The organism is Enterobacter sp. FB (assembly GCF_000805795.1).
Lineage (GTDB): Bacteria > Pseudomonadota > Gammaproteobacteria > Enterobacterales > Enterobacteriaceae > Enterobacter > Enterobacter roggenkampii.
The window spans coordinates 2,099,990-2,123,959 of the sequence record NZ_JSZC01000013.1 but is presented as its reverse complement, the minus strand read 5'-3'; the positions used below and the strand labels follow the sequence as shown (position 1 = coordinate 2,123,959).

General features: G+C 56.1%; 31 protein-coding genes and 2 pseudogenes. 3 read left to right on the top strand and 30 right to left on the bottom strand.

The annotated features are described in order from the left end of the window. Nucleotides 1–10 precede the first annotated feature (10 nt). On the top strand, nucleotides 11–1,711 hold the full coding sequence (gene dgcQ / locus PI91_RS17245) for a cellulose biosynthesis regulator diguanylate cyclase DgcQ (protein ID WP_039266683.1): 1,701 nt from the start codon (nucleotides 11–13) through the stop codon (nucleotides 1,709–1,711). On the opposite strand, the gene PI91_RS17240 is transcribed toward dgcQ, so the two are convergent. Beyond that, nucleotides 1,696–2,496, bottom strand: a complete 801-nt coding sequence (locus PI91_RS17240) for a mannosyl-3-phosphoglycerate phosphatase-related protein (RefSeq protein ID WP_039266682.1) — start codon at nucleotides 2,494–2,496, stop codon at nucleotides 1,696–1,698. The two genes, dgcQ and PI91_RS17240, sit on opposite strands and share 16 nt — an antisense overlap. A 301-nt stretch (nucleotides 2,497–2,797) precedes the next feature. Next, on the bottom strand, nucleotides 2,798–3,025 hold the full coding sequence (gene yodD, locus PI91_RS17235) for a YodD family peroxide/acid resistance protein (RefSeq protein ID WP_008500310.1): 228 nt from the start codon (nucleotides 3,023–3,025) through the stop codon (nucleotides 2,798–2,800). A gap of 136 nt (nucleotides 3,026–3,161) precedes the next feature. On the opposite strand from yodD, the gene dsrB reads away from it, so the two are divergent. Next, on the top strand, nucleotides 3,162–3,350 hold the full coding sequence (gene dsrB, locus PI91_RS26220) for a protein DsrB (RefSeq protein ID WP_008500312.1): 189 nt from the start codon (nucleotides 3,162–3,164) through the stop codon (nucleotides 3,348–3,350). A gap of 107 nt (nucleotides 3,351–3,457) precedes the next feature. Here the strand turns inward: dsrB and rcsA are convergent, their stop codons facing one another. From rcsA to fliF, 14 genes and pseudogenes are all read right to left on the bottom strand, one after another. Further along, nucleotides 3,458–4,081 carry a transcriptional regulator RcsA gene (gene rcsA / locus PI91_RS17225; protein WP_008500313.1) on the bottom strand — a complete coding sequence of 208 codons (624 nt, stop codon included), beginning with the start codon at nucleotides 4,079–4,081 and terminating at the stop codon, nucleotides 3,458–3,460. 287 nt (nucleotides 4,082–4,368) lie between these two features. Next, nucleotides 4,369–5,161 (bottom strand): annotated as a pseudogene (gene fliR / locus PI91_RS17220) (flagellar biosynthetic protein FliR); the annotation flags it as partial. A gap of 7 nt (nucleotides 5,162–5,168) precedes the next feature. After that, complete coding sequence (gene fliQ / locus PI91_RS17215) at nucleotides 5,169–5,438, bottom strand: flagellar biosynthesis protein FliQ (protein ID WP_008500315.1); 270 nt, start codon at nucleotides 5,436–5,438, stop codon at nucleotides 5,169–5,171. A gap of 9 nt (nucleotides 5,439–5,447) precedes the next feature. Continuing rightward, nucleotides 5,448–6,185: a flagellar type III secretion system pore protein FliP gene (fliP, locus tag PI91_RS17210; protein ID WP_008500316.1), complete on the bottom strand. Its 738-nt coding sequence runs from the start codon at nucleotides 6,183–6,185 to the stop codon at nucleotides 5,448–5,450. Further along, nucleotides 6,185–6,559, bottom strand: a complete 375-nt coding sequence (fliO, locus tag PI91_RS17205; RefSeq protein WP_021241389.1) for a flagellar biosynthetic protein FliO — start codon at nucleotides 6,557–6,559, stop codon at nucleotides 6,185–6,187. Before fliO ends, fliP begins: the two co-directional genes overlap by 1 nt. A 2-nt stretch (nucleotides 6,560–6,561) precedes the next feature. Continuing rightward, nucleotides 6,562–6,975: a flagellar motor switch protein FliN gene (fliN, locus tag PI91_RS17200; protein ID WP_008500318.1), complete on the bottom strand. Its 414-nt coding sequence runs from the start codon at nucleotides 6,973–6,975 to the stop codon at nucleotides 6,562–6,564. Next, nucleotides 6,972–7,976, bottom strand: a complete 1,005-nt coding sequence (gene fliM, locus PI91_RS17195; RefSeq protein WP_008500320.1) for a flagellar motor switch protein FliM — start codon at nucleotides 7,974–7,976, stop codon at nucleotides 6,972–6,974. Before fliM ends, fliN begins: the two co-directional genes overlap by 4 nt. 4 nt (nucleotides 7,977–7,980) lie before the next feature. Then, nucleotides 7,981–8,451 (bottom strand): flagellar basal body-associated protein FliL, encoded by a 471-nt coding sequence (gene fliL, locus PI91_RS17190; RefSeq protein ID WP_021241388.1) that lies wholly within the window; start codon nucleotides 8,449–8,451, stop codon nucleotides 7,981–7,983. Between the two features lie 106 nt (nucleotides 8,452–8,557). Continuing rightward, the gene (gene fliK / locus PI91_RS17185; RefSeq protein ID WP_039266681.1) at nucleotides 8,558–9,790 is read right to left on the bottom strand and encodes a flagellar hook length control protein FliK; all 1,233 of its coding nucleotides are present in this window, start codon (nucleotides 9,788–9,790) and stop codon (nucleotides 8,558–8,560) included. After that, complete coding sequence (gene fliJ / locus PI91_RS17180; RefSeq protein WP_021241386.1) at nucleotides 9,787–10,230, bottom strand: flagellar export protein FliJ; 444 nt, start codon at nucleotides 10,228–10,230, stop codon at nucleotides 9,787–9,789. Before fliJ ends, fliK begins: the two co-directional genes overlap by 4 nt. Nucleotides 10,231–10,251: 21 nt before the next feature. Further along, a complete protein-coding gene (fliI, locus tag PI91_RS17175) occupies nucleotides 10,252–11,622 on the bottom strand; it encodes a flagellar protein export ATPase FliI (RefSeq protein ID WP_008500325.1) in 1,371 nt (456 codons plus the stop codon). Continuing rightward, nucleotides 11,622–12,329: a flagellar assembly protein FliH gene (gene fliH, locus PI91_RS17170; protein WP_039266680.1), complete on the bottom strand. Its 708-nt coding sequence runs from the start codon at nucleotides 12,327–12,329 to the stop codon at nucleotides 11,622–11,624. The genes fliI and fliH overlap by 1 nt, the downstream gene beginning before the upstream one ends. Beyond that, on the bottom strand, nucleotides 12,322–13,320 hold the full coding sequence (gene fliG / locus PI91_RS17165; RefSeq protein WP_008500327.1) for a flagellar motor switch protein FliG: 999 nt from the start codon (nucleotides 13,318–13,320) through the stop codon (nucleotides 12,322–12,324). Before fliG ends, fliH begins: the two co-directional genes overlap by 8 nt. Further along, a complete protein-coding gene (gene fliF, locus PI91_RS17160; protein WP_021241384.1) occupies nucleotides 13,313–14,992 on the bottom strand; it encodes a flagellar basal-body MS-ring/collar protein FliF in 1,680 nt (559 codons plus the stop codon). Before fliF ends, fliG begins: the two co-directional genes overlap by 8 nt. A 228-nt stretch (nucleotides 14,993–15,220) precedes the next feature. Between fliF and fliE the strand changes: the two genes are divergently transcribed. After that, nucleotides 15,221–15,535, top strand: a complete 315-nt coding sequence (gene fliE, locus PI91_RS17155; protein ID WP_008500329.1) for a flagellar hook-basal body complex protein FliE — start codon at nucleotides 15,221–15,223, stop codon at nucleotides 15,533–15,535. A gap of 26 nt (nucleotides 15,536–15,561) precedes the next feature. Here the strand turns inward: fliE and PI91_RS17150 are convergent, their stop codons facing one another. From PI91_RS17150 to PI91_RS17090, 14 genes and pseudogenes are all read right to left on the bottom strand, one after another. Further along, complete coding sequence (locus tag PI91_RS17150; protein ID WP_039266678.1) at nucleotides 15,562–16,857, bottom strand: site-specific integrase; 1,296 nt, start codon at nucleotides 16,855–16,857, stop codon at nucleotides 15,562–15,564. Nucleotides 16,858–16,902: 45 nt separating this feature from the next. After that, nucleotides 16,903–17,148, bottom strand: coding sequence for an excisionase family protein (locus PI91_RS17145; RefSeq protein ID WP_039266677.1), 246 nt, complete (start codon nucleotides 17,146–17,148; stop codon nucleotides 16,903–16,905). Between the two features lie 8 nt (nucleotides 17,149–17,156). Beyond that, nucleotides 17,157–17,357: a hypothetical protein gene (locus PI91_RS17140; protein WP_039266676.1), complete on the bottom strand. Its 201-nt coding sequence runs from the start codon at nucleotides 17,355–17,357 to the stop codon at nucleotides 17,157–17,159. Between the two features lie 191 nt (nucleotides 17,358–17,548). Continuing rightward, nucleotides 17,549–18,376, bottom strand: a complete 828-nt coding sequence (locus PI91_RS17135; protein ID WP_039266675.1) for a hypothetical protein — start codon at nucleotides 18,374–18,376, stop codon at nucleotides 17,549–17,551. 9 nt (nucleotides 18,377–18,385) lie between these two features. Next, nucleotides 18,386–18,955 (bottom strand): hypothetical protein, encoded by a 570-nt coding sequence (locus PI91_RS17130; RefSeq protein WP_039266674.1) that lies wholly within the window; start codon nucleotides 18,953–18,955, stop codon nucleotides 18,386–18,388. After that, a complete protein-coding gene (locus tag PI91_RS17125) occupies nucleotides 18,952–19,170 on the bottom strand; it encodes a hypothetical protein (protein WP_039266673.1) in 219 nt (72 codons plus the stop codon). The genes PI91_RS17130 and PI91_RS17125 overlap by 4 nt, the downstream gene beginning before the upstream one ends. Before the next feature lie 2 nt (nucleotides 19,171–19,172). Continuing rightward, entirely contained in the window at nucleotides 19,173–20,996 is a 1,824-nt protein-coding gene (locus tag PI91_RS17120; protein WP_039266672.1) for a Dam family site-specific DNA-(adenine-N6)-methyltransferase, read from the bottom strand. Further along, nucleotides 20,993–21,145 (bottom strand): DUF1317 family protein, encoded by a 153-nt coding sequence (locus PI91_RS17115; RefSeq protein WP_039266671.1) that lies wholly within the window; start codon nucleotides 21,143–21,145, stop codon nucleotides 20,993–20,995. Before PI91_RS17115 ends, PI91_RS17120 begins: the two co-directional genes overlap by 4 nt. After that, on the bottom strand, nucleotides 21,142–21,570 hold the full coding sequence (locus PI91_RS17110; RefSeq protein WP_039266670.1) for a hypothetical protein: 429 nt from the start codon (nucleotides 21,568–21,570) through the stop codon (nucleotides 21,142–21,144). The genes PI91_RS17115 and PI91_RS17110 overlap by 4 nt, the downstream gene beginning before the upstream one ends. Further along, on the bottom strand, nucleotides 21,567–22,190 hold the full coding sequence (locus tag PI91_RS17105; protein WP_039266669.1) for a lambda exonuclease family protein: 624 nt from the start codon (nucleotides 22,188–22,190) through the stop codon (nucleotides 21,567–21,569). The genes PI91_RS17110 and PI91_RS17105 overlap by 4 nt, the downstream gene beginning before the upstream one ends. Next, on the bottom strand, nucleotides 22,187–22,495 hold the full coding sequence (locus tag PI91_RS26215) for a hypothetical protein (protein ID WP_162184608.1): 309 nt from the start codon (nucleotides 22,493–22,495) through the stop codon (nucleotides 22,187–22,189). Before PI91_RS26215 ends, PI91_RS17105 begins: the two co-directional genes overlap by 4 nt. Further along, nucleotides 22,492–22,690: pseudogene (locus PI91_RS26210) on the bottom strand (hypothetical protein). The gene PI91_RS26215 and the pseudogene PI91_RS26210 overlap by 4 nt, the downstream one beginning before the upstream one ends. 11 nt (nucleotides 22,691–22,701) lie before the next feature. Continuing rightward, nucleotides 22,702–22,986 (bottom strand): host nuclease inhibitor GamL, encoded by a 285-nt coding sequence (gamL, locus tag PI91_RS17095; protein ID WP_039266668.1) that lies wholly within the window; start codon nucleotides 22,984–22,986, stop codon nucleotides 22,702–22,704. A 7-nt stretch (nucleotides 22,987–22,993) separates the two neighbouring features. Continuing rightward, nucleotides 22,994–23,962: a hypothetical protein gene (locus PI91_RS17090; protein ID WP_039266667.1), complete on the bottom strand. Its 969-nt coding sequence runs from the start codon at nucleotides 23,960–23,962 to the stop codon at nucleotides 22,994–22,996. Nucleotides 23,963–23,970: the final 8 nt, after the last annotated feature.

Sequence of the window (23,970 nt, the reverse complement as noted above, 5' to 3'; positions counted from 1 at the left end):
GGGAGTGTGTGTGCAGCGCGATACCTTTGTTGTAAGACAAACTTTTTTGCAATGGCTGCATAAGCGTAGCAATCCGGGGCGGATTGTTAATCTCTGTTTTCTGATCGTTCTGGTGTTTTCCACGCTCCTGACCTGGCGTGAGGTGGTGGTGCTGGAAGAGGCGTACATCTCCAGCCAGCGCAATCATCTGGATACGGTGGCCAGTTCGCTGGACAGGCAGTTACAGAACAGCGTCGACAGGATGCTGTTATTTCGCCAGGGCATGCATGATGCAATCGAGACGCCGCTGGCCTTTGATGTCCTACAGGATGCGGTGTCACGCTTTAACACCGTCCGCATGCTCCCCACCTGGCAGCTCGCCGTTGATAAAAAGCGCACCCTTCCCATCAACGGGGTCTCGGATGCGTTCGTGGATAAAACCACGCTTCTGAACCGGGACGCTGAGCGCATCAGTCATGAAATTTCTGCCGCGCTCGAAGTGGGGTATCTGCTCAGGCTGGCGTCATCGAGAGCGCAAACGGAAGCGCGGGTGAACTACGTCTCCCGCGCCGGATTTTTCCTTTCCACGGATACGCCGGATCGGGCGGGTGATATTACCGCCCGCTATTATAATCTGGTCACGCAGTCCTGGTTTACCCAGCAGTCAGAGCGTAACAACCGCGCCCGCGCCGTGCGCTGGTTTATCTCCACGCCTTCATCCTGGACCGGGGATGAACGCACGATCACCGCCAGCGTCCCCATCTATTTCGATCATTACTGGTACGGCGTCGTGGCGATGGATTTTACATTAGACACGATGCAGCGTTTGCTGACCGACGCGACGGAAGACCGGACGGAGGGGGAGTATCAGCTGTACGATACCCGGCTTAATATGATTGCCACCTCGGCCCACGCGGGAAGTCCGGTTAACCAGTTTGACGAACGCGAAACGGCGCAGATTGCCCAGGCGATTGAACATGATACCGGCGGCGGTATCCGCCTTGGGAGCCGGTTTATCACCTGGGAGCGGCTCGATCATTTCGATGGCGTCGTCCTGCGGATCCACACCCTGCACGAAGGGGTGCAGGACGACTTCGGCAGTATCAGCATTGTGCTGGCGCTGCTGTGGGCGCTCTTTACCGCCATGCTGTTGATCTCGTGGCTGGTGATCCGTCGGATGGTGAGTAACATGTATACGCTTCAGCACTCGCTCCAGTGGCAGGCCTGGCACGATCCGCTGACCCGTTTGAATAATCGCGGCGCGCTGTTCGACCGCGCAAAATTGCTGGCGGAAACCTGTCGTCAGCAGTCGCTGCCGTTCTCGGTGATTCAGATCGATCTCGACTATTTTAAAAACATCAACGACCGTTTCGGCCATCAGGCCGGTGATAAGGTGCTTTCCCATACGGCAGGCGTGATTGCCAGCGCGTTACGCAAGAATGACGTGGCCGGACGCGTCGGTGGCGAAGAGTTTTGTGTTGTCCTTCCCGGTCTTGGTCTGGAGGAGGCGAGAGGCGTCGCCGAACGCATTCGTTGCCGAATCAACAGTAAGGAGATCCTGGTGAAGAAGAGCACAACCCTGCGCATCAGCGCGTCACTGGGCGTCAGCAGCGCGGATGAAACGGGCAATTACGATTTTGAACAGCTGCAGTCCGTGGCGGACGCCCGGCTGTATCAGGCCAAGCAGAGCGGGCGTAACCGGGTCGTGTGGCGGGATCAGGACAGGAAATGATCCAGCCCCTCCTGCCAGCCCGCAGGCCCGGGCTGTTGGGTGTGATAGACCCGCGCGGGGTTATCGTCCCGTAGCGTGATGCCCTGGCGGTTAATCCCCTTGATCACCACCGCGAAGTCCATGCTGTCGAGCAGCGGCGCATCGTTGGGACCGTCGCCGAGCCCCAGCGTGGTGGGTTCAATGTCTTCCTGCTCGCGATACCGTTCAATCAGCCAGTTAACCGCCACGTCTTTACCGCAGCGGGCGTCCAGAATATGCCAGAAGCGCGCCCCCTGCAGGCATTGCAGGCCGCTGTGCGCCAGTTCCTCTTCAAACTGAAGCAAGTTCTCGTCGGTATCGCGCCAGATCAGCGTGACGGAGGCTTCGTGCTTGCGGGCAAGCGTCGAACGGTAGCGCGTCAGTCCGGTCCACTCGCTAATAACGTGCTCATCCACATCGTCAAAGGTGGTGAATTTAAAGCCTGTCTGCAGGCGAATCTGCTCGATCCGCGGACGAATATCCCGGTGCGTCATCCCTCTAATCTGACGCTGGATAGTGTCCCAGCGCACGTCAGGCTGAATCACCGCGCCGTTCTCGGCAATAAACGGCAGGCCTTCCAGCCCCAGATCCTGCTGAATATCCAGCATCTCTGCCGCGGTTTTGCTGCTGCAGAGAATGATCGGAATCTGGTTATCCTGCAGCCTGTCCAGCCAGGGCATGGCGGGTTGCCAGTCATAGGTATGAATATCCAGCAACGAGCCATCCAGGTCGGAAAAAATCAGCAAGGTATCCCGCAGTGAAGGCATAGTGACTCCCGGTGACGGATGCGTTTCTCTCTAAGAAAATTCCTAAAAAATATCCGAATTGTTAACCGGAGAAATGAGAGTATTCCCTGGCAAACCCGCATTCGGCGTATGTTATTGCTCATAACCAAAAGCATTATGTTAAAAATATTATATTCACCCTAAGAATATATGCTTGTCAGACAAATTCGTTGGGGATAGTGTGGCATGTACATCAGATTTCCTGGTGTAACGAATTTTCAAGTGCTTCTTGCATAAGCAAGTTTTGATCCCGGTCATCCCCATGACCGGGATTTTTTTCGCCCTAACGATTGGCTTCCGACACGCTAAAGTCGTGAATATCGAGCTCGAAGGCCTCGGCCAGCTCGCGATAGGTGTGATAATCCCTTCCGTTGACAATGACGCGGTCCGAATTGTCGTCCGAGCGGCGGACTTCTGACTCGCTGATCTCATTGATGGCGGCCAGCAGGGCATCGACATCCACCTCGACTTCGCGCTTGATGGTATCGCTGTACTCTTTATCGGTCTTCATTGCGGGACTCCTCTTTCAACCTGCAAACGTGTCCAGGGTTAAGTATAGCCTGTGCATAAAAACGCCATTCACGCCGGGCGGCGATGTGCGTTTTTGCGTTTTGTTCTACACTGGCTCAAAACCAGAGGAGGAATGTATGAAGGTCAACGATCGGGTAACCGTTAAAACGGACGGTGGGCCGCGCCGCCCGGGTGTGGTGCTGGCAATTGAAGAGTTTAGCGAAGGTACAATGTACCTGGTATCACTGGAAGACTACCCGCTCGGCATTTGGTTTTTTAACGAACTGGGGCATCCGGACGGGATTTTTGTAGAGAAAGCAGACTAGCACGGCGTCGGGTAGCACATTGCGTGCCCGACACCCGCTGTAAAAGCAAAAATCTCTGGCCAGGCCAGAGATCAAAGGTAGGGTGCACAGGGTCTTTTCTTAAGCGACTAACGCATGTTGACGAAAATCCCGTTCGTCACATTATCGGTCAGGCGTACCACGTGGTAGATCACTTGCTTATTATGCGTTTTAATTTTCCGTTTAATATTTCCTTTGTGTGATGAAACGGTTTTCGCTTTAATATTCATCTGGTCGGAGATCTGAATAGTTCCTTGTCCCGCCATCCACATTCGCAGCATACTTGATTCAGTCCTGCTTAATGATAGGGTAGGTAAGTTAACCGCTCCTACATTTTTAACTTCTTTATTCAAATAATCACCCAAAATGTCATCCAGCGACTCGGGTTTAATCGATTTAGAACTGATCAATAAATTTTTACGGACCAACAAATACTCATCGAAATGGATATTCGCGATCGCCATAAAAACAATAAACAGGGTTTTTGGATGCTGATTAATGATTTGCTTAATGTGCTGACTGTTGGCTGGATCGTGAATGAAACAGTCCTCATTAATAAACACCACGCCTGGTTTTAGTTCGTCACAAGCGGCTGCGAGTTCGTCAACGGTGTGTGCATCGTTGATGTCTCTCTTTCTTACCCCTCTGCTTGCCAGGTACCCGGTTAACCCTAGCCGGGTGTAGCTGCATAAATCCATAATGATCGTTGACATGGCATACCCTCACTCAATGCGTAACGATAATTCACCATCTGCCTGAGAGCTCAAAACAGCCATACGGGATGGAAAAAAATAATAAACCTGTGAGCATGACAAAGACTTTCAGGCGGACTCACTATCCCGTAAAGTTACGTATAATTTGCCAGGAATCTTCTTAAAGTAAAGTAAATATTAAGTATTGTGAGGTGGTTAGAAACAATTAAACCGCGTCAGATATATCCTGGAAGATGTTTTTCGCGTTTTATTTTAGGAATATCCTCAGAAAGACAGTAACAACAGTGCGGGCTATTATTTACGTGGCAGTTCGCTGACAATATCCGCTAACAGGTTGAATATCTCGCCGAATAAATGTTCACAGAAGGGAGCGATAAGTGGCATCAGTAATGACATTAATAAAATTCCGACCGTCAGCGTCAGCGGAAAACCAATGACAAACACCGAAAGCTGCGGTGCCATTCGGTTGAGTAAACCTAACGCCAGGTTGACGGTCAGCAGCAGGGTGATGATCGGCAGCGCCAGCATCAGCCCGTTGAGGAAGATCAGCCCCGCCGCGCGGGTGAGCGCCAGAAACGCATTGCTGTTCACCGGATTTTCGCCAATCGGCAGCGTATGGAACGTGTCCACCAGCATGGAGATAAGCCACAGATGGCCGTTGAACGACAGGAACAGCAGCATGGCGAGCAGATCGATAATGCGCGCCAACACGGGCATGTTGAGATGACTGCCAGGATCAACAAACGTGGCGAACGATAGCCCCATCTGCAGGCCAATCAGTTCCCCCGCGGTACGCACCGCGGCAAAGGCAAGCTGCATGGTAAAGCCAACGGCGACGCCAATCATCACCTGCTGCAGGGCCACCCATACCGCATTCGCCGAGAAGATCGGAATATCCACCGGCGGAAGAGACGGGGCGACGATAATGGAGATGATGATGCCCAGCCCCACTTTGACACGCTTAGGGATCGATTTCTCGCTGAGAATGGGGGCGGTAGAGATCAGCGCCATGATGCGCAGCATCGGCCAAAAATAGACGCCGAGCCACTGAACCCACTGGTCGCTGGTGAAGTGCAGCATCGTCAGGTCAGCCGATGATGTACGGCAGGTTGGTAAACAGGTTGCGCATATAGTCCAGCAGCAGGTTCAGCATCCACGGCCCGGCCACGATAATCGCCACGAACACGGCGATAATTTTCGGGATGAATGACAGCGTCATTTCGTTAATCTGCGTGGCGGCCTGGAGAATACTGATAATCAGACCGGTAACCAGCGCGACAAGCAGCAGCGGCGCGGCAACGGCAATCGCGATTTTCATCGCCTCCGTGCCCATCATCATGACCGATTCGGGTGTCATTGCCGTTCCTTAACTGTAGAAACTCTGCGCCAGCGAGCTGACCAGCAGCTGCCAGCCGTCGACCAGCACAAAGAGCATGATCTTAAAGGGCAGGGCGATGGTCGCGGGCGGCACCATCATCATCCCGAGCGCCATCAGGACGCTGGCGATCACCAGGTCAATAATCAGGAACGGAATAAAGATGGTAAAGCCAATCTGGAATGCGGTTTTCAGCTCGCTGGTCACATACGCGGGCAGCAGAATACGCATGGGTACCGCTTCCGGTCCCTGCAGCTCGCCGGTGTTGGACAGGCGGGCAAAGAGGGCCAGGTCGGCTTCACGCGTCTGACGCAGCATAAATTCCCGCAGCGGCTGCGCGCCTTTATCCAGCGCTTCCTGCATGGAGATTTTATCTTCGCTGAACGGCTGGTAGGCGTCGGTGTAAATCTTATCGATCACCGGCGACATAATGAAAAAGGTCAAAAACAGCGCCAGCCCGAGCAGAACCTGGTTTGGCGGAGCGGAAGGGGTGCCGAGCGCGTTTCGCAGCAGACCAAAAACGATGATGATGCGGGTGAAGCTGGTCATCATCAGCAGGATGGCCGGAATAAACGTCAGCGAGGTGATGAACACCAGCGTCTGAACCGGAAGCGACCAGCTTTGGCCGCCGCCCGCGAGCGGGGTAGAAACCAGACCGGGCAGTTGCGCATAGACCGCGGGAGCAAACAGGCCAACGCCCGCAAGCGTCAGGGATAACAAACGGCGCATCAGGATCTCCCGGAACGCTTAAGCAAACTCTTCATCACGGACTGGAAATCCGCAGGGGCCTCTGCACGCTCGTCCACCACAGCAGGGGCGGGCGGCAGTTTATGTAACACGCTGATGTTTGACGCCGTGACGCCCAGGACCAGGCGCGCATCGTCCACCTCGACGATGACCACGCGTTCACGCGGCCCCAGCGTGGTGCTGGCGCTGACCTTCAGCCCGCGGGCACCGGCGGTTTTCCCCGCCAGGCCAAAGCGCTTCGCCAGCCAGGCGGCGATAAGAATAAAGGCAATAATACCGAACAACGCCCCGCTCACCTGGAGCAGAGGCGAGCCGGGAACGGCAGAAGGTTGCGATACTGTTGCCTGGGTTTTCATGCTTAACGGCTCAGACGACGCATACGTTCAGACGGGGTAATGATGTCGGTGATGCGTACGCCGTATTTATCGGCCACCACCACCACTTCACCCTGAGCAATCAGATAGCCGTTGATCAGGATATCCAGCGGCTCGCCGGCCAGGCCGTCAAGCGCCACCACGGAGCCCTGCGTCAGGCGCAGCAGCTCTTTAATGGTCATGCGGGTGCGTCCCAGCTCAACGGTCAGCTTAACCGGGATATCCATAATCAGGTCGATATCCTGCAGCGTGCCGCTGACGTCACCGCCGCCAAGCTGCTGGAATACGGCATCCGCTGCGCTTTTGGCCGGGGTCGCTTTTTGCTCGTTTAACGCGTCAGCCCACAGATCGTCCAGTGCTCCGCTGTTTTCATCGGACGGATTGTTCATGTCACTCATTTGGGCTGTTCCTCATTCAGCGAATTCAAAATCGGGTTGATCAAGTGCTCAACGCGTAACGCATACTGACCGTTAATCGTGCCGTACTGGCTTGTCAGCACGGGGACACCATCCACATGGGCAATAATGCGGTCGGGTTTTTCTATCGGCAAAACATCACCGGGTTGTAATTTCAGGATCTGAGATAACCGCAGCGGGATATCGGCGAAGCTCGCCACCAGCTCAAGCTGCGAATGCTGGACCTGGCGGACCAGGTTTTCACGCCAGTTCTGGTCTTCGTTGCGGGAGTTCTCCAGCGGCGGGTTAACCAGCAGCTCGCGCAGCGGTTCGATCATGCTGAACGGCAGGCAGATGTTGAACTCGCCGGTCAGGTTACCGATCTCCACGTGGAACGGCGTGTTCACGACGATATCGTTCGGGGAGGTGGTGATGTTGGTAAATTTCACCTGCATCTCAGAACGGACGTACTCCACTTCCAGCGGGTTAATCGCTTTCCACGCGTCGCTGTAAGACTCCAGCGCCAGCTTCAGCATGCGGTTAATGACGCGCTGTTCGGTGTGGGTGAATTCGCGACCTTCTACTTTGGTCGGGAAACGCCCGTCGCCGCCGAACAGGTTATCCACCGCGATGAACACCAGGCTTGGCGAAAACACCACCAGACCGGTGCCGCGCAGCGGCTTCAGATGAATCAGGTTAAGGTTGGTTGGCACCGGCAGGTTGCGGGCAAACTCGTGATACGGCTGAATGCGGATCGCACCGACCGTAATATCCGGGCTACGACGCAGCAGGTTAAACAGCCCCATACGGAACTGACGTGCAAAACGTTCGTTAATGATCTCCAGCGCCTGCAGACGTTCACGTACCACGCGACGCTGTGTATTCGGGTCATAGGGACGAATATCGCTATCGCCGCCAATACCCGGTTGCGGATCATCACTTTTATCGCTGTCGCCGTTGAGCAGCGCATCGATTTCTGCCTGAGAAAGAATACTGTCGCCCATGTCGTTACCGCAGAATGAAGGCTGTATACAGAACGTCAGTGACTTCCTGCTTAGGTTGGCCGTTTACCAGCGGGGTCGCCAGCGTTTGTTTAATGGCGTCGACCAGCTTTTGCTTACCCACATCGGTGGCCAGCGCCGAAGCGTCCTGACGAGAGAACAGCAGCAGAAGGCGGCTACGCACCTCCGGAAGATAATCATTCAGACGCGCGCGCGTGGCTTCATCCTTCAGGCGCAGCGTAATACCGACATACAGCACACGATCCGCGTCACCGAGGTTCACGGTGAAGGTGTCCAGAGGGAAAAATACCGGCGCCGGCGGTGGTGCAGGTTCGGCTTTGGCCGCAGCGGTCGAAGGTTCTTGCTGCATACGCCAGTAACTATAGCCCGCGGTAGCGCAGGCGGCGAGCGTGATCAACACCAGCAGCGGGATCCAGATGGAACGCTTACTTTTTTTGGTGATAGCGGAGTCAGTCATCTGATACGAGCTTCCTGTTTCGGTACAGCTTAATAAGGTGATTATCCCGTGTCCTGCTGTCGTCAAAGCGTGGAAAAGACGGGGATAATCACGCTACCTCTGGCGTTTAGGCGAAGATGTCTACGGCACCGTTACCGCGCGCGGCGGATTGCAGAGCGGCAGGGACAGGCAGTAACTCATCGCTCTCGTCATTAAAGCCGCCGGTGTTGCCGGAACGCGAAGCCTGGTGCTGCTGCTGGGATGAGGACTGCTGCTGCCCGGCAAAGCTCTCGCTGCTGACGCTGCTTTGCGCAAGCTGAATGCCGTTCTCCGCCAGTGAGGTTCGCAGGACCGGCAGCGCGGCTTCCAGCGCCGCACGGACATGGCTGTGCGCAGAAACCATCTGCAGCTGCGCCTGGTTATCATCCAGCTTAAGCGAAATTTGCACCTGACCCAGATCTTCCGGGTGCAGACGCAGCTCGGCCGTCTGCTGGCCCTGTTTAGTGAACAGGGTGATGTGCTGGCTCAGGGACTGCTGCCATTCATGCGTACCCAGAGGCTGGCTTAACACCGGCGCGGTGGCGACGGTGGCGGCTGTCTGACTGGTCGCATGGCTGGACATAATCGGTGCCAGGGTCGCCGTCGGTGAGGCTGAGGAGGAGGAACTGGCAAGCTCCTGCTTCTCTGCCGTTGCGGCCACGGCCGGCGTGGCCGGCGCGTTACCCGACAGGGCCGGGTCGCTGTTTTTCGCCTGGCTCTGATAAGGCGCAGCACTCTGGGCTTTATCATGGCTTCCCGGAAGCGCGTTCAGGGACGGCTGGCCCGCGCCGTTTTGCGTCAGCGCCGCTGAACTCAGCGTTGCGGTGGCGGGCACACCGTCACTGCCTGCCGCACGTGAGGTGCTGGTCTGCTGGTGCGGCAGCATGGCCATCAGCGCGCTTAACCCGGCCAGTTCCTCTTCGCTCAGCTCGCTTTTGCCGTCATCTTTGCTGTTGACCGCATTAAGCGTTTTCAGGGCATCACCCTTTGACAGCGGCACCAGCCCGGATACCAGCGTATCAAGCGACGTAACGGGCGACGTTTCATCGCCATTCAGCGCAGTTTGACGCGAGAGCAGGTCGGCAATTTTTGCCTGCAGGGTGGTATCCCCTTTGGCGTCCTGAGCAACGTGGGACAGCTTGCTGCCGGCGGCTTTCAGGTCAGCCAGCGTCAGGGGCGCATCGTTGCCCTTGCCCGTCGCGTCCGACAGGGCGCCCGCGAGCAGCGCGAGAAAGTCCTGTGCACCGTCGGTGCCTTTTCCTGTCTGCGTACCGCCTGACAGGTCGCTGTCGCTCATCAGCAGTTGTTGCAGTGTGATCATTCCGGTTTCCTCATTGATGCGCGCTGGGCAAACTCATCCATTTTTTTCTGATCCAGGCGGTTTTCCGCCAGGGTCGTTGCCGCAATCTGTCGGTCCTGTAAGGTCTGCCAGGCCTGCAGTCGCTGCTTCTTCTCGCGCCAGAAATTCAGCGCGGTATCGACTTTCTGGGTCCACTGGTGAAGCTGCTGGCGATGCTGATCTATCGCCTTCTCCAGCGTCTGGATAAACTGCTGATAGTTAATCCAGCGCTGGCTTCCAATGCCCTGTGTCATATCGGTATTGAGGTTGGTGCGATATTCATGCTGATAGTCGATTAACATCTTCAACTGTTCTTCAGCCTGCTGGCACCCGCGTCGCATTGCGCCAAGCTGCAATGCGGCATCATCAACTTCTTTTTCAGCCAGATCTTTCAGCGTTGATAACGCGCTGTTTTGCGCCATGACCTTCGCCCTCCACCTGTGTTACACCTGCGGGAAAATCAGCTCCAGAGCCTGAATTGAATCTTCCCAGTCGGCACGTTCAAAAATGCCTTGTTGCAAAAATGCCTCCAGCTGCGGCCACAGGGTAATCGCTTTGTCGAGCATCGGGTCGCTGCCTTTGGCATACGCCCCCACGCTGACCAGATCGCGGTTGCGCTGGAAGCTGGAGAGGAGTTGTTTAAAGTTACGCACGCGGGCGTAGTGTTTCTCGGTTATCAGCGCCGTCATCGCGCGGCTGATAGAGGCTTCAATATCTATCGCCGGATAGTGTCCGGCTTCGGCCAGACGACGAGACAGCACGATATGACCGTCAAGGATCGCGCGCGCGGAGTCGGCAATCGGATCCTGCTGGTCATCGCCTTCGGTCAGCACCGTATAGAACGCAGTGATGGAGCCGCCGCCGCTGATGCCGTTCCCCGCACGTTCCACCAGGGCAGGGAGTTTGGCGAAGACCGAAGGCGGGTAGCCTTTGGTCGCCGGTGGCTCACCGATAGCCAACGCGATTTCACGCTGCGCCATCGCGTAGCGGGTCAGCGAATCCATAATCAGCAGCACGTGCTTGCCGCGGTCACGAAAATCTTCGGCGATGCGGGTGGCATAGGCTGCCCCCTGCATACGCAGTAACGGCGACACGTCCGCCGGTGCGGCAATGACCACCGAGCGGGCACGGCCTTCCGCGCCCAGAATGTTTTCAATAAAGTCTTTTACTTCACGACCGCGCTCGCCGATCAGGCCCACGACGATCACATCGGCCTGCGTATAGCGCGCCATCATGCCGAGCAGGACGGATTTACCCACGCCTGACCCGGCGAAGAGGCCCATACGTTGCCCGCGTCCCACGGTCAGCAGGGCGTTGATCGGGCGCACGCCGGTGTCGAGCACATGCTCGATAGGGGTTCGCTGCAGGGGGTTAAACGGCTGGGTAATTAATGCGCCGGTTTCGGTGGTGTCCGGGGAGGGCAGCCCGTCGAGCGGCTTCCCGCTGCCGTCCAGCACGCGACCCAGCAGGGCAGGACCAAGCGGCAGCTGTTTCCCGCTTTGCAGCCCATCGCCGGACGTGTTTTTGGCATACACGCGCGCGCCGGGCAGAATACCTTCCACCTCTTCAAGCGGCATCAGGAACAGGCGCTGGCCGTTGAACCCGACCACTTCGCTTTCTACTTCACGCGTTTCCAGACCGTCCTGACGCTCAATCACGCAGGTCGCGCCCAGCGGAAGCTGCAGGCCGGTGGCCTCCAGGACCAGACCGGTGGCGCGCGTCAGCCGCCCATAACGACGAACAGAGGGCAGTTGCGCCATCTTCGTCTCAAAGTTGTCGAGCGTGGTGAGCCAGCGGGTGAGGCGTGCGGTCATCAGACGACTCCCGGTGCCGCCAGGCGACACAGTTCCTGCCAGCGGGTGGCGACGCTGGCATCCAGATCGCCTTCATCGGCTGAGACTTTGCAGCCGCCGTGATGTAAAGACGGATCGCCGCGAAGACGCCAGCCGTGCAGGTTTAGCGTCGCGCCCAGGCTCTCTTCCACGCGCTGCAGGTCGTCCGGGTGGACGCGCAGCTGCGGCTTCCCGCTGAACAGCGGCTCCTGCTGCAGCAGACCCTGAATTTGTTTGATTAGCGCGGTGTTATCCACCACGGGCGTCTGGCCGATCACCTGACGCGCGGCTTCCAGCGCCATCTGCATCAGTCGCGAGGCAATCACGCTGTCCAGCGCGTCCAGCGTGTGCTGAAACTCGCTGACCAGCTGCTGCATGCGGGCATGGATCGGCGCCTGCTGCTGGCGCGCCTGATCGATACCGTGCTCTAACCCTTTCGCCAGGCCTTCCTGATACCCCAGCTCGTGGCCTTTCTGCCGGCCTTCGTTCAGACCGGCATTGTAGCCCTGCTCGTGCGCCTGCATTTGCAGCTGAGCCAGCATTTGCGCCTGCTGCTCCTCTTCGCTCAGCTTGGGCTGCTCGACGTCCGGGTCAAGCGACTCGGTCGGGATCGCGGCTGGCGTGAACTCGGAGAGGGGAGGGGCCAGATCGTCCGGCGTCCAGCGCTTCCACGGCAGCTCATTAGACATAGGTGTCGTCTCCGCTGCCAATCACCATCTCGCCGGTTTCCGCCAGACGACGAACAATAAGCAGAATGGCTTTCTGTTCGTTTTCCACCTGAGACAGACGAACCGGACCACGGTTGGCAAGGTCGTCGCGCAGGATATCGGCCGCACGCTGAGACATGTTGCGCAGGAACTTCTCGCGCAGCGGCTGCTCGGCGCCTTTGAGGGCGATAAGCAGCGACTCGGAATCCACTTCCTGGAGCAGGCGCTGGATGCTGCGGTCGTCCACTTCGACGAGGTTTTCGAACAGGAACATCTCGTCGATGATTTTCTGTGCCAGCTCGCCGTCGAATTCGCGAACCGCCGTAATGACGGCCTCTTCCTGCTGCGTTTTCATCAGGTTGATGATTTCCGCCGCCGTTCTCACGCCGCCCATTTTGCTGCGCTTGAGGTTCTGACCGTCGAGCAGGTTGTTCAGCACCTCGGTCAGCTCCGCCAGCGCGGCAGGCTGGACGCCGCCGAAGGTGGCGATACGCAGCATCACATCGTGACGCAGGCGCTCTTCGAACAGCGCCAGAATATCGGCCGCCTGACCGCGTTTGAGGTGAACAAGGATGGTAGCGATAATCTGCGGGTGCTCGTCGCGAATAAGGTCGGCGGCACTCTGCGGTTCCATAAAGTTGAGCGTTTCGATACCGCTGGCGGTATCGCGCGTTTCCAGAATGTCTTCCAGCAGGCTGGCGGCACGCTCTTCGCCCAGCGCCTTGACCAGCACGGAACGCAGGTAGTCGTTGGCGTTGACGTTCAGCGCGGCAAACTGTTCGGCTTCCTGCTCAAACTCCGACAGCACTTCGGTCAGCTGCTTGTTGGAGATTTGACGCACGTTGGCCATCGCCGCACTGAGAATTTGCACTTCCCGCTGGGAGAGGTGTTTAAACACCTCCGCCGCGCGATCTTCGCCAATGGTCATCAGCAGGATGACGCTTTTATCGGTGCCCGTAAGCGTATTACTCATGTTCGTTACCCATCCACTGACGGATGACCAGCGCCACGACGCGCGGATCGTTATCTGACATTTCGCGAATGCGCTGGCTCATCACCTCGGCACCCATGCGCTGGTTAGCGCGGCGCTGCTGCATCTGTTCATCTTTGCTGAGGCGCACTTCAACCGCTTCTTCCGTTTCCTGACGCGCATTCATCTGCTCGCGAGCCGCTTTTTCAGCTTCAGCACGGCGCTGGAGCTGTGGACGAACGCCCTTGCGCCACAGCAGCCACGCGACAATCAGCACCAGCAGCCAGCGTCCTGCGGACATCAGCTGGTCGATAAACGCCTGCTGTTGCCAGAACGGCAGTTCACCGCCGGTCTCTTCCACCGAGTTGAACGGTGAGTTCACCACGTTGAGGGTATCGCCGCGCTTCTCGGAGTAACCCATCGCTTCACGGGTCAGGTTTTCAATCTGCTTCATCTGCTCGGCGGTCAACGGCAACGGTTTGCCATCCGCCAGCGTTTTGTAGTTCACCACTACCGCAACGGAGAGACGCTGAATATCGCCCACGTTCAGTTTAGTGTGGCGAATCGTCCTATCCACTTCGTAGTTCGTGGTTTCGTTACGGCTGCTGTTTCGTGGACCGCTGTTCGTCGCCGTTGAGGTGGTCTGCTGGTTATTCTGCTGGCCGTTCTGCTGATTGGCCGGCGGCGTAGAGATCGGCGCCGCGTTAGCCGGGGCAGGCTGGTTAGACAGCGCGCCCGGCACGCCGCCCGGGTTTGCGCCGCCAATCTGCTCGCTGGTGTTGATCTGGCGCGAACGCATAACCGCCTGCGCCGCATCGCCGTTCGGGCTGTACTGCTCTTCGGTTTGTTCTTTATTCGAGAAGTCGATCTGCGCGGTGACCTGCGCGTGCACGTTGCTGTTGCCCACCACCGGACCCAGGATCGCTTCGATACGGCGCTGGAGACGGCTTTCCACATCGGCGGCATATTTCAGCTGCGCGTCATTCAGATCGCGACCGGCGGTATTGGATTGCGTCAGCAGGTGACCGCTCTGGTCAACCAGCGTCACGTTACCCGGCGGCAGACCGGCCACGGCGCTGGAGACGAGATGCGTCACCGCGCTGATTTGCCCTTCGTCCAGCGCGCGGCCTGGCTCAAGGTTCACGGTCACGGAAGCCGAAGGTGATTTCTGTTCGCGGACAAATAAGGAAGGTTTTGGCATCGCCAGGTGCACGCGGGCACTCTTCACCGGGCCTAATGTTTCAATGGTGCGGGCCAGCTCACCTTCCAGCGCACGCTGGTAGTTCACCTGCTCGCTGAACTGGCTGATACCGAATTTTTCCTGATCCAGCAGCTCAAAGCCTACCGCGCCGCCCTTCGGCAGCCCCTGCTGGGCCAGACGCAGACGCAGTTCGTGCACCTTATCTGCCGGGACCTCCAGCGCACCGCCATTATCGGCAAAGCGATAAGGGATGTTCATCTGGGTCAGCTGGGTGACGATGGCGCCGCCATCCTGATCGGAAAGGTTACTGTAGAGCGTCCGGTAATCAGGGCTTTTCGCCCACAGGACCATCGCTACAAGGATCGCAATTGCGGCAGCGCCTGCCACGATCAACGGGATTTTAGGATTCGCGCGAAGGCGGTTCATCCACTCGAGTGATTTATTCTGCGGCGCTGTCGATGCTGTTGCACTCATTGCGCACCTCTTAAATCCTGGTGGTTTACGTTATTCGTGTAGAGAAACAAAACTGACTCCCGGGTCGGCAAACACGACAAATGTTCCATATTGATGGCCCTGCCATTATTTGATGATTCGTGATTTTCTATGCGTCAAATAACCTGGTTTTTTCATGCTATTTACCGCCATTATCTTATTGACAAGCTGTTAGTCTTGACCGCGTAAAAAACCATCCAGGGGAGAGTCATGGCTATACAGGGCATTGAAGGGGTAATCAGTCAGCTGCAGGCAACGGCGATGACGGCCCGTAATCAGAATGTGGCAGATCAGCAGCCGAGCATCAGCTTTGCAGGGCAACTGCATGCCGCTCTTGACCGTATCAGTGATACCCAGACCGCAGCGCGCACGCAGGCAGAGAAGTTCACCCTCGGCGAGCCGGGCGTGGCGCTGAATGATGTGATGACCGATTTGCAAAAAGCCTCGGTTTCCCTGCAGATGGGGATCCAGGTGCGTAACAAGCTGGTGTCGGCTTATCAGGAAGTGATGGGCATGCAAGTTTAGGTTATATAACCTAATGATATTTATAATTAATAACCATCCGATCCCACAGCGTGGGGCATGGATGGGGCAAACTCACTCAATTTCTGGTTGAGGATGAGTACCTGGTCCTGGTTATTTTCAGCCATCCAGGATCCGTACACCCGGTAAACCATTTGCGCGTCGGTGTGGCCCATTTGCTTCGCGATGAAGTTCGGGTTAGCACCGGCAGCCAACGACCAGCATGCATACGTGTGTCGGGACTGGTATGCTCTGCGATAGCGAATCCCGGCGCGTCGCATTGCCGCTTCCCACGACTGGTTAATCGACCCCACTGCGTAATGATGCCCGGCACGGCCATTACGTGATGCGATCTGCGGGTTGAAAACGAACGTGCACGGATGCACATCAGTACGGCCATACTCGCGCAGTTTCACCTCAACCTGATACTGCTTACCCAGGCGTGTTAATTCTGCCTGGCTCTTCAGCACGTCGATAGCTGGCTGAATAAGGTTGATGATGCGGTCCGTCCCGGCCTCCGTCTTCGGGAGGGTGAACTCCTTCGTTAACGTGTGGTTCCGGCGGATCATCATTGTGCCCGCTTTCAGGTCAATATCTTCCCAGGCCAGCGAAACGAGTTCGCCGTGGCGCACACCGGTGTAGACGGCCAGCGACCACATGTTTTTCAGCTGCTGGTGGGCGCAGGCATTAATCATCCTGACGAACTCCTCACGCGTCAGCGGGTCGGGCTCGCATCGAGAACGCTTAAGCATGGCGATCCCGGTAAACGGATTCACCCGGACATACCCGCTGTCGGCGGCAAACTTAAACATCCCGCCCATGATCTTCATGTAGTTGTTGACCGTTCTTACAGAGCGGCCTTTAACCGGCGTTTTCTGACCTGCCTTCAGGGTGTGATAACCGGTCAGCAATTCCTTTCTGATAAACAGCAGATCTTCCTGCGTTACCGCAGATACCAGCCTGTCCCCACCAATCCTGGGCACCATGTTGCGCGCTATAGACGCATAGCGTGACATCGCGTTGGTGCTGATCTCCATACGCTTCAGTTCAAGCCACTTGTTCGCCAGCTCCAGCACGGTGATTTCCTTGCTCTCCACTCCAAACCTTTTCAGGTTAGGCGAGTCTGGGAATTGCGCTGCATAGTTGAAGTTGCCGGTCTTAATCGAAAAGCACACCGACGCGCGCAGCTCGCCAGCGACCTTTCTGTTTTTTGGTGTATCCGGCACGCCGAGGCTTTCACGCACCCGGCTGCCTTTATAGATGAACCATATGCGGAGCGTCCCGCCGTGGTTCTCCACGCCTGTTGGGTATGCTGACTTAGCCATTATTCCCTCCTGACGTCCAAGAGCCCGCTAAGCATAAACGGATCCTCATTGGCGCGCACCTGGCTGTTTCTTTTTGAGGCTCTCAACCCATTGGTCGATCGCTTTATGGTTATACAAGCACTCGCTGTTTTCCTTAGGGACGCTATCCGGCGACATGTGCACGTACTCTCTGCCGCAGAGCCAGCTTTTTTTTCTGGCCCGCGCTATCGTTCCCGGGCGGAGCCCTGTCATTTTCACAAGCAGGTCTTCTGTCACCCACTCGCTGGGCACGATTTGAATAATTTCGCTCATGATCGCTCCTATGACATCGTTTTATAAAACTGCGGACCGTCTGGCGTGGCCGCGCGTAATTCGTTTTCCGGATGCACTGAATAATTTCGGTCGTCCCACCGCACCCAGAACTGTGGATGGTCACCGTCAGGATCCTGCAGGCTATCCACCACGCCATGAATGCCGCCTGTCTTCTTCTGGACTAATGCGCCCACATTAAAAGCAGCCATTGCACACCTTCCGGTTCGTGAAGAAATGAGATGAGAGCGCCCAGCGCCATAAGTGCAGCGATGAGCCAGGTCATGGGGTTTGATTGCATAGTGAACTCCCAAAAAGAATGCCCTCACAGTGGAGGGCAAAAGGGATGACGTGGCAGTGCTTTCGCACCCAATAGCCAGCTCATAACTGGCTATCAGTTTCGTCAGTCGTCATCATCGTAGTTGTACTGGTCATTCATGCCGTGCTGCTGCGGCGTGTCGCCTGGGTAGCGAACCTGAAAAGCAAACTTTCGCCATTTGAAATGCTCTTCTTCGGTCTGTTCACTCCAGCGCGGAGCAATGTCATCTGCTGACCATGCACCATCTTTCAGCAGGACTGTTCCACAGTTGCTGCCCATGTCTTCATCCGCATAACGGATATGAAACTCGAGGTGCGGGAATCTGCTGGCGAGTTCATGGTAAACAGGCTCTGGGCAACTCCATGCCGTCTCAAAACGAATCACCAGAGGGGCACCGCTTGCTGCATGACGTGCCAGCTTCTTTTTGAAAACGCGTTTATCGTATGCCCGCACGTGCGTTGGTCGATGCTGGTAGCCTCGCTTAACTCGTTCATGCGGCCTGTCGACCGGCATTTCTACACTGTAGGCATTCCACTTTGTTCCCCATTTGGCGCATGACCAGTCATACCAGGAATAAAACCCGTAACGGCGCTTATTTTCGATGCGCATCATTGCGTGTTGCTTAACCTTTTTTATGAATTGGTCCGTACTTCCGTGCTTTCGCATCATTTCTATTACTGCGGATGGGCTTTCAATTTCCTCGAATGCGAAGCGGCCCACGTGCTCGCCAGCGATAGCGCTGGCAAGTTTTTCCACCCAGGAACTTTCGTCAATCATCAGGCTCTTCGGCATGCGAGAAATATTGTTGAAATCAATATTCCCGCGCTTATTGGTTATTGATCGGATAAACGCGAGGCGCTGTTTATTAGTTCCGCCGATGACGCGGATTTCGTTTGTTACGTGGTTAGGCATTCTGTCTCCTCATGCCGCACGCTGGGCGCGCAGCGATTTAATGTGCTCGCTCGTCTCCAGTTCTACGATCCCGCCGCGCACTGCGTCGATGATGCGTTCAAGGTATTGATAATTGTGATTTGGCACTGCCGGCCATTTGGCATACCACGGATCATCACCAAGTAGTTCCAGCAACTTCTCACCGACTCGGCAATCGCAACAGTTAGCCTTCACATCCTCAGCACCCTCTGCCTCCTCCCACATTTCCCTGGCATCATCAGCATCGATTTCCTGCTGGCGCCGGAGCTTGATGATCTCACCTTTGACGAATTCAAGGTTGGCGTCGTTGTCATCATCCACCGTGCTTTGCAGTTGCGGGTCGAAATAGCCTATAAGGTACTCATTGCTGACGCGCTTAATGAAGTCCTGCACGGTATCACCGCCCATAGCAAACCAGGCACCGGTCCAGGCCTTACCGAAGCAGGTGATGGTGATGCGCCCCTTACCGGGCTCATAGTTTTCAATCATCACCCTTACCGGGTCGAGGCGTTCAACATCTGAAATGGTAAACGCCAGAACATCGCTTTTTTCAACCTTCACGAATCAACTCCGAAGCGGCGATTAAGCCGCCCTGTGTATACGACTAACTCCAGGAGGCTAACTCCCAGAGCTTCAATTTTCTTGTGATGCTTGTTGATGATGGGGGGAACCGTTTCGTTCCAGTTAGGCTTTGGCTTCTTGCGCATGGCCTGCTGGATTTCCTCGGTGCAGCGGCGGCAGGCGGCGCGGATGGCATTGTCTGTTTCAGGCGTCATGGTTAAACCCCCAAAGTGGCGACGATGTCCTTCGCAGTCTCACGTGTGCTGCCCTTGCTGGATATCGCCCGCCGGGCATCAACATGGTGAAGGATGAATCCGTGTTGCTCATAAAGTTCAAGCACTCGCGGCGCGGTTGAGTTACTGATGAGAACTTTCGCGCCTCGCTGGTGGGCTGCTACACAGCTTTCCGCAAGAGAAATCTGATCAGCCCATGAGAAACCGCCTGCAGCGTAATTTGTGAAACCTGCGGTACCAGGCAACGGCTCATACGGCGGGTCGCAGTAAACAACATCATCCTCACCGGCCAGCGCCAGAGTCCTTCGATATCCAGCATTCATAAAAACGCATTTATGCGACTTCTGCTTGAATGCCTTTATCTCAATTTCGGGAAAATATGGCGCTTCGTACTTGCCCCACCCAACGTTAAAGAAACCTTCACGGTTATAGCGAATCAAGCCGTTAAAGCAGTGTCTATTGAGGAAGAGAAAGGCTGCTGCACGCTCCGGCGCGCCCATGCGCTGGTTATTAAACTCATCCCGAAGCTCTTTGTACGCAACCTCACTGTTGGCGCGCTCAAACAGCATTCTGGCAAGCGAACATACTCTGATGTGGTCCACTTCAAGCATCTGATAGAGGTTAATCAGATCTGCATTGACGTCAGCAAGCAGGAAATATTCGTGCTTTTCGGAGTTGAGAAATACCGAACCGCCACCAACGAATGGCTCAACGAGGCGTTTACCGGCTGGTATAAGTCGGTCCAGATCCGGAAGCAGCGAATATTTCCCGCCAGCCCATTTCAGGAATGGGCGCTGCCAGTTTCGCGGAGTAGGTTCATCAATCGGCAGCGCTGCGGCGATGCGCTCACCTATCCAACGCATTACCGGCACCGCCATGCTGTTACCGATCGCCTTATAGCGCGGCGCATCATCAGCAGGTTTTCCCTCATATGGGATCAGCGTGTGCCCATCAGGGAATCCCTGAAGCCTTTCATATTCGAGTGGGGTGAGGGTTCTTACGCGATTATCGGCCATAACAACAAGCTCTCGACGGTCCTTATAATCTCTGGCCGAAAGCGTGCTGCTTACTCCGTCATCGATGTATGAGTCTGTTCTTCTGAAGCGATAGAGAGTGCAGTTATCAACTGTGCTGGAGCATCCTTTGCCCCCAACATTATTCGCCTCAGTCGACCCGCCGCCGACGTCTTGCTCAAAAAGTACCGCTGCGGGATCGAATCCTTTTCGAGCACTTGCGACAACGAACACACGGCGGCGTCGTTGGGCCACTCCGAAAAATTGAGCATCAAGGACGCGCCAGGCGATAACCCTTTCTGGTCCAGACACACAACCTGCGTGCGTCCATTTTCCCCCTGCTGGCTGCAGCTCACTGCTTTCTCCGGCAAGTCCTGCCAGAAAGCACCCGAAGGCATTGTCTTTGCTGCTGAGCACGCCGGGGACGTTTTCCCAGACGATGATTGCTTCTGGCTCACCGCGTTCGCGGCGCTTTGCGTCGATTGCATTGGCTAATTCCACGTAAGAGAGGGTTAACTGGCCGCGGTCATCAGACAGGCCTTCTCGTAAGCCGGCGATGCTGAATGCCTGGCAAGGCGTACCACCTACAAGAACATCAGGTGCTTCGACACCACCAGTGCGAACCGCATCGGCGATTTTGGTCATGTCGCCGAGGTTGGTTACTTCCGGCCAGTGATGGGCGAGGACTGCGGAAGGGAATGGTTCGATTTCAGAGAACCAGGCAGGTTTCCAGCCGAGAGGTTCCCACGCTTTACTGGCAGCTTCGATACCGCTGCACACGCTTCCGTATTTCATGCCGCCTCCTGCCTTTCCCGATATTCCTCAGCGAGCCGCTGCGCCTTTAATGGATTGCTGACCACTTCGCCCCATGGCATTAGCCAGCCTTCACCAATGAAGGGAAGGCACAGTGTGCCAACCCTGATGTCGTCGTGAGCGTGAGTCATAGAATGGACTCCATTTCGTCGATGTAGAGGCCCTGGGCAATCAGCCGGCTACGGCGTGCGGCACGAGCTATGCACTCCTGCCGTCGGCCTTCCTGCGATTGCTCTATGGCGCGCCGGGTGAATAGCCGCGATTTACCCTGTGGCGTTACGACCTTTGGCTTTGTTACCAGGTCGAATGACCGGTCGCAGATTCCGTCCTTGTTGAGCCATTTCCCCGACTCAACAATCTGCGCTATCTGTCCGGAGCCTCGGGTAATGCCGTTGGCGACCCGGTTGAACTCGATGAGCGTTACGCCGAACTTCTCGGCGATTTCACTACCGGTTACCGGGCGGCCGCGCGTCTGAATCATCCAGATAACGCGCTCACGTAGTCCAGAGAATTGCCCGGTTCGCCCGGGCCTGCGGTAGAAGGGTGTGCGTTTCATTCGAGCTCCAGAATGCGGCGCTTAGTGTCCGCAACAAGTTCGAGGAAGTCTTTTCGGCGCGCGCGAAGCCGGGCTATTTCTGTTTCACATTCAGCAGCTGTAAGGCGATAGACAATGAGCTGTTTACCGTCCGGGAAATCAGAGCAGTAGCTGATGAAGTCCACCCAATCCCTGCCAGAGCAATCAAGGTGTCCGACCAGTTGCCATCTGTATGCCGGATCGAAGGAGCCGCGGGTGAGGGTGGAGTAGTGAGTGGAGGCAATGACAGACTTAATTTCAACTAGCCCATCCTGGCCAACGAGTCCGTCGGGGCTGTCACCGTACGTTTCGTGATCAAAGAACCCGCCGTTGTCCACGTCGACGAAGTTCATCTCTTCGTACAGCATGCGGGCAATTGGCTCCTGTTCGTGCCCGCGCTCCATGTGTTCGTTTGAGAAGCCAAACTCAGACTTGCACCCCTTAATCTGCTCCAGAGCCAACTGAAGCGCATAACGCCTGGCAGGTTCGCCAAAAGCCTTCCCATCGTTAGCCATGATCAGGCCGAAGTTTGACGCGGTGGCCTTACCCAGGCGAAGAGCATCCCACTCTTCACCATTTTGCTCGACGTCGTGCCAGATCATGATGAACACTCCTGCTCAAGCTGGCGGCGATGTTCTGGAGAAATGTCCATTCTCGCCAGCACTGCATCAAGGTTGCCATCGCGTTTGAAGGCTGCCTTGGCGTTATTCCAAGCCTGCGTTTTTTCCGGCGAAAGCACCGGCTTTGTGACTCGCGCCGGGCTTAAGCGGAGACCTTCAACCGATTCCTTTCCGAACCGGACATTCTTATCGACGTAGACCGTGACCTTCACGCCAACCCAATCTTCAAGGAATGGCGATCCAGTAATGCTTTTCAGCATCTTGCTGTTGGTGGCATTCAGAATCATCGGCTTGAGCTTTTCGCCGGGGCGCAGCTCGCGCTCTTCAAAATAAGCGGTGTTAAAAACGTCTTTGGATTTTTTTGTTTTGTCGTTTTCTAACGTTGCCCGGGCGATCGTCAGCACCGTTGGCTCAACGATATCGGCGCTGCTCAGGTAAGGGGAGTCAAAAGCTTTTCGGTAGTGAGTTTTAGTTTCAGACATTTCATGCATCCTTAAAACGGGCAGCCGGTACGGTGTTCCCAGTCGTATTCCGCCTGGGCGTAAGCAACTGCCGAAATGAAATCGTTGTAGGCCTCGCCAGCTTTATCGCTGCGAAGTCCTTCGTATGGGCTGGAGTCAATCGGGACCGTGAAGTGGAAGAGGCCGGACGGCTCTTTCGGCATCATGTCGATGATTTCCCGGGCCCGGTCACCGATCCACTTCTCTTTCTCGTCGGTGAGCTGCTGTTCAGCCCGGCGTCGATCTTCGATTCGGTCGTAAGTGAGGTATGCGTTCATGGTTGCCTCAATATTTGATGTGCGCGTCCTGCACTTTGCCGCCAGCGATCGCCAGCAGTGCTTTCTGCGCGAATTCTTCTGGGATGCCCTGATTAATCAGGTCGGCGATGACGCGACGGTTGACGGTGCGGCGGTGCTCTTTGTCTGCGGCTCGGCGCGCTTCTTCTTCAGCTTTGCGCTGCTCTTCGGCAAGACGGGCTTTCTCTTTCGCTTCAGCTTCACGCTTGATGCGATCCGCTTCTTCCTGTGCTTTCCGTTTTTCTTCTGCGATGGCGTCCTGCTTCTCACGTTCTGCACGGTCAGCGTCTTCTTTGCGTTTACGCTCTGCGGCATCAGCGCGTGCTTTCTCTTCAGCTTCGCGACGCGCTGCAGCATCAAGTTCCGCTTTATGTCTCTCTTCGGCTTCGCGCTTGGCTTTCTCAGCCGCTTCCTGCTTCAGTCGCTCGTCACGTTCACGCTGAGCCTGTTCCGCTAGGCGGCGCTGCTCTTCGCGGTCACGGTCAAACTTGTCATTCATCAGCAGAGCCATTTCGTGGTCTGCTTCGAATTTGGCCGCCAACTCCTGATCGAACTTGATGTTCATTTCCAGCGCTTCGGCGTGTAGCGCGTTCATGGCTTCTTCAGCCTTGATGCGCTCCTGCTCGGCTTCCCATTCGGTGAGTGGTCGGCGGGTCGCATCACGCAGCTCGTCACAGGCATCAACGAAACGCTTAATTTCGGCCTCAGCAGGGCGCACAGCCTCTTTAAGGCGCTTCAGGTACTCGCGGCCCGGCTTTTCGATTGCCGTCTTGCTGCGGGACACCTGCGCTGCCAGAGAGGCGACACGGTCACGGCCTTTCTTCGTGGACAGGTCCGGTACTTCGTTTACTGCCTGGCGTATCTGTTCGAGATAAGCGTCAAGGCCGCCCGCTACGTAAAGCACTGGCGCCTGCTCCGGCTTGATTTCGATGACAGTTAAGTCCGTTACTTCGCTCATGGTTTCTC

What these genes read in the sequence shown, in the direction of transcription:
- PI91_RS17120 (WP_039266672.1), bottom strand. Translation starts at nt 20,996, where the DNA reads ATGAAATACGGAAGCGTGTGCAGCGGTATCGAAGCTGCCAGTAAAGCG.
- PI91_RS17125 (WP_039266673.1), bottom strand. Translation starts at nt 19,170, where the DNA reads ATGACGCCTGAAACAGACAATGCCATCCGCGCCGCCTGCCGCCGCTGC.
- gamL (WP_039266668.1), bottom strand. Translation starts at nt 22,986, where the DNA reads ATGAACGCATACCTCACTTACGACCGAATCGAAGATCGACGCCGGGCT.
- fliI (WP_008500325.1), bottom strand. Translation starts at nt 11,622, where the DNA reads ATGACCGCACGCCTCACCCGCTGGCTCACCACGCTCGACAACTTTGAG.
- dsrB (WP_008500312.1), top strand. Translation starts at nt 3,162, where the DNA reads ATGAAGGTCAACGATCGGGTAACCGTTAAAACGGACGGTGGGCCGCGC.
- fliH (WP_039266680.1), bottom strand. Translation starts at nt 12,329, where the DNA reads ATGTCTAATGAGCTGCCGTGGAAGCGCTGGACGCCGGACGATCTGGCC.
- fliN (WP_008500318.1), bottom strand. Translation starts at nt 6,975, where the DNA reads ATGAGTGACATGAACAATCCGTCCGATGAAAACAGCGGAGCACTGGAC.
- fliM (WP_008500320.1), bottom strand. Translation starts at nt 7,976, where the DNA reads ATGGGCGACAGTATTCTTTCTCAGGCAGAAATCGATGCGCTGCTCAAC.
- PI91_RS17115 (WP_039266671.1), bottom strand. Translation starts at nt 21,145, where the DNA reads ATGACTCACGCTCACGACGACATCAGGGTTGGCACACTGTGCCTTCCC.
- PI91_RS17110 (WP_039266670.1), bottom strand. Translation starts at nt 21,570, where the DNA reads ATGAAACGCACACCCTTCTACCGCAGGCCCGGGCGAACCGGGCAATTC.
- PI91_RS17145 (WP_039266677.1), bottom strand. Translation starts at nt 17,148, where the DNA reads ATGAGCGAAATTATTCAAATCGTGCCCAGCGAGTGGGTGACAGAAGAC.
- PI91_RS26215 (WP_162184608.1), bottom strand. Translation starts at nt 22,495, where the DNA reads ATGATTCTGAATGCCACCAACAGCAAGATGCTGAAAAGCATTACTGGA.
- PI91_RS17140 (WP_039266676.1), bottom strand. Translation starts at nt 17,357, where the DNA reads ATGGCTGCTTTTAATGTGGGCGCATTAGTCCAGAAGAAGACAGGCGGC.
- fliG (WP_008500327.1), bottom strand. Translation starts at nt 13,320, where the DNA reads ATGAGTAATACGCTTACGGGCACCGATAAAAGCGTCATCCTGCTGATG.
- yodD (WP_008500310.1), bottom strand. Translation starts at nt 3,025, where the DNA reads ATGAAGACCGATAAAGAGTACAGCGATACCATCAAGCGCGAAGTCGAG.
- rcsA (WP_008500313.1), bottom strand. Translation starts at nt 4,081, where the DNA reads ATGTCAACGATCATTATGGATTTATGCAGCTACACCCGGCTAGGGTTA.
- PI91_RS17090 (WP_039266667.1), bottom strand. Translation starts at nt 23,962, where the DNA reads ATGAGCGAAGTAACGGACTTAACTGTCATCGAAATCAAGCCGGAGCAG.
- PI91_RS17135 (WP_039266675.1), bottom strand. Translation starts at nt 18,376, where the DNA reads ATGCCTAACCACGTAACAAACGAAATCCGCGTCATCGGCGGAACTAAT.
- fliE (WP_008500329.1), top strand. Translation starts at nt 15,221, where the DNA reads ATGGCTATACAGGGCATTGAAGGGGTAATCAGTCAGCTGCAGGCAACG.
- fliF (WP_021241384.1), bottom strand. Translation starts at nt 14,992, where the DNA reads ATGAGTGCAACAGCATCGACAGCGCCGCAGAATAAATCACTCGAGTGG.
- PI91_RS17150 (WP_039266678.1), bottom strand. Translation starts at nt 16,857, where the DNA reads ATGGCTAAGTCAGCATACCCAACAGGCGTGGAGAACCACGGCGGGACG.
- fliO (WP_021241389.1), bottom strand. Translation starts at nt 6,559, where the DNA reads ATGAAAACCCAGGCAACAGTATCGCAACCTTCTGCCGTTCCCGGCTCG.
- PI91_RS17105 (WP_039266669.1), bottom strand. Translation starts at nt 22,190, where the DNA reads ATGATCTGGCACGACGTCGAGCAAAATGGTGAAGAGTGGGATGCTCTT.
- fliQ (WP_008500315.1), bottom strand. Translation starts at nt 5,438, where the DNA reads ATGACACCCGAATCGGTCATGATGATGGGCACGGAGGCGATGAAAATC.
- fliK (WP_039266681.1), bottom strand. Translation starts at nt 9,790, where the DNA reads ATGATCACACTGCAACAACTGCTGATGAGCGACAGCGACCTGTCAGGC.
- fliP (WP_008500316.1), bottom strand. Translation starts at nt 6,185, where the DNA reads ATGCGCCGTTTGTTATCCCTGACGCTTGCGGGCGTTGGCCTGTTTGCT.
- PI91_RS17240 (WP_039266682.1), bottom strand. Translation starts at nt 2,496, where the DNA reads ATGCCTTCACTGCGGGATACCTTGCTGATTTTTTCCGACCTGGATGGC.
- fliJ (WP_021241386.1), bottom strand. Translation starts at nt 10,230, where the DNA reads ATGGCGCAAAACAGCGCGTTATCAACGCTGAAAGATCTGGCTGAAAAA.
- fliL (WP_021241388.1), bottom strand. Translation starts at nt 8,451, where the DNA reads ATGACTGACTCCGCTATCACCAAAAAAAGTAAGCGTTCCATCTGGATC.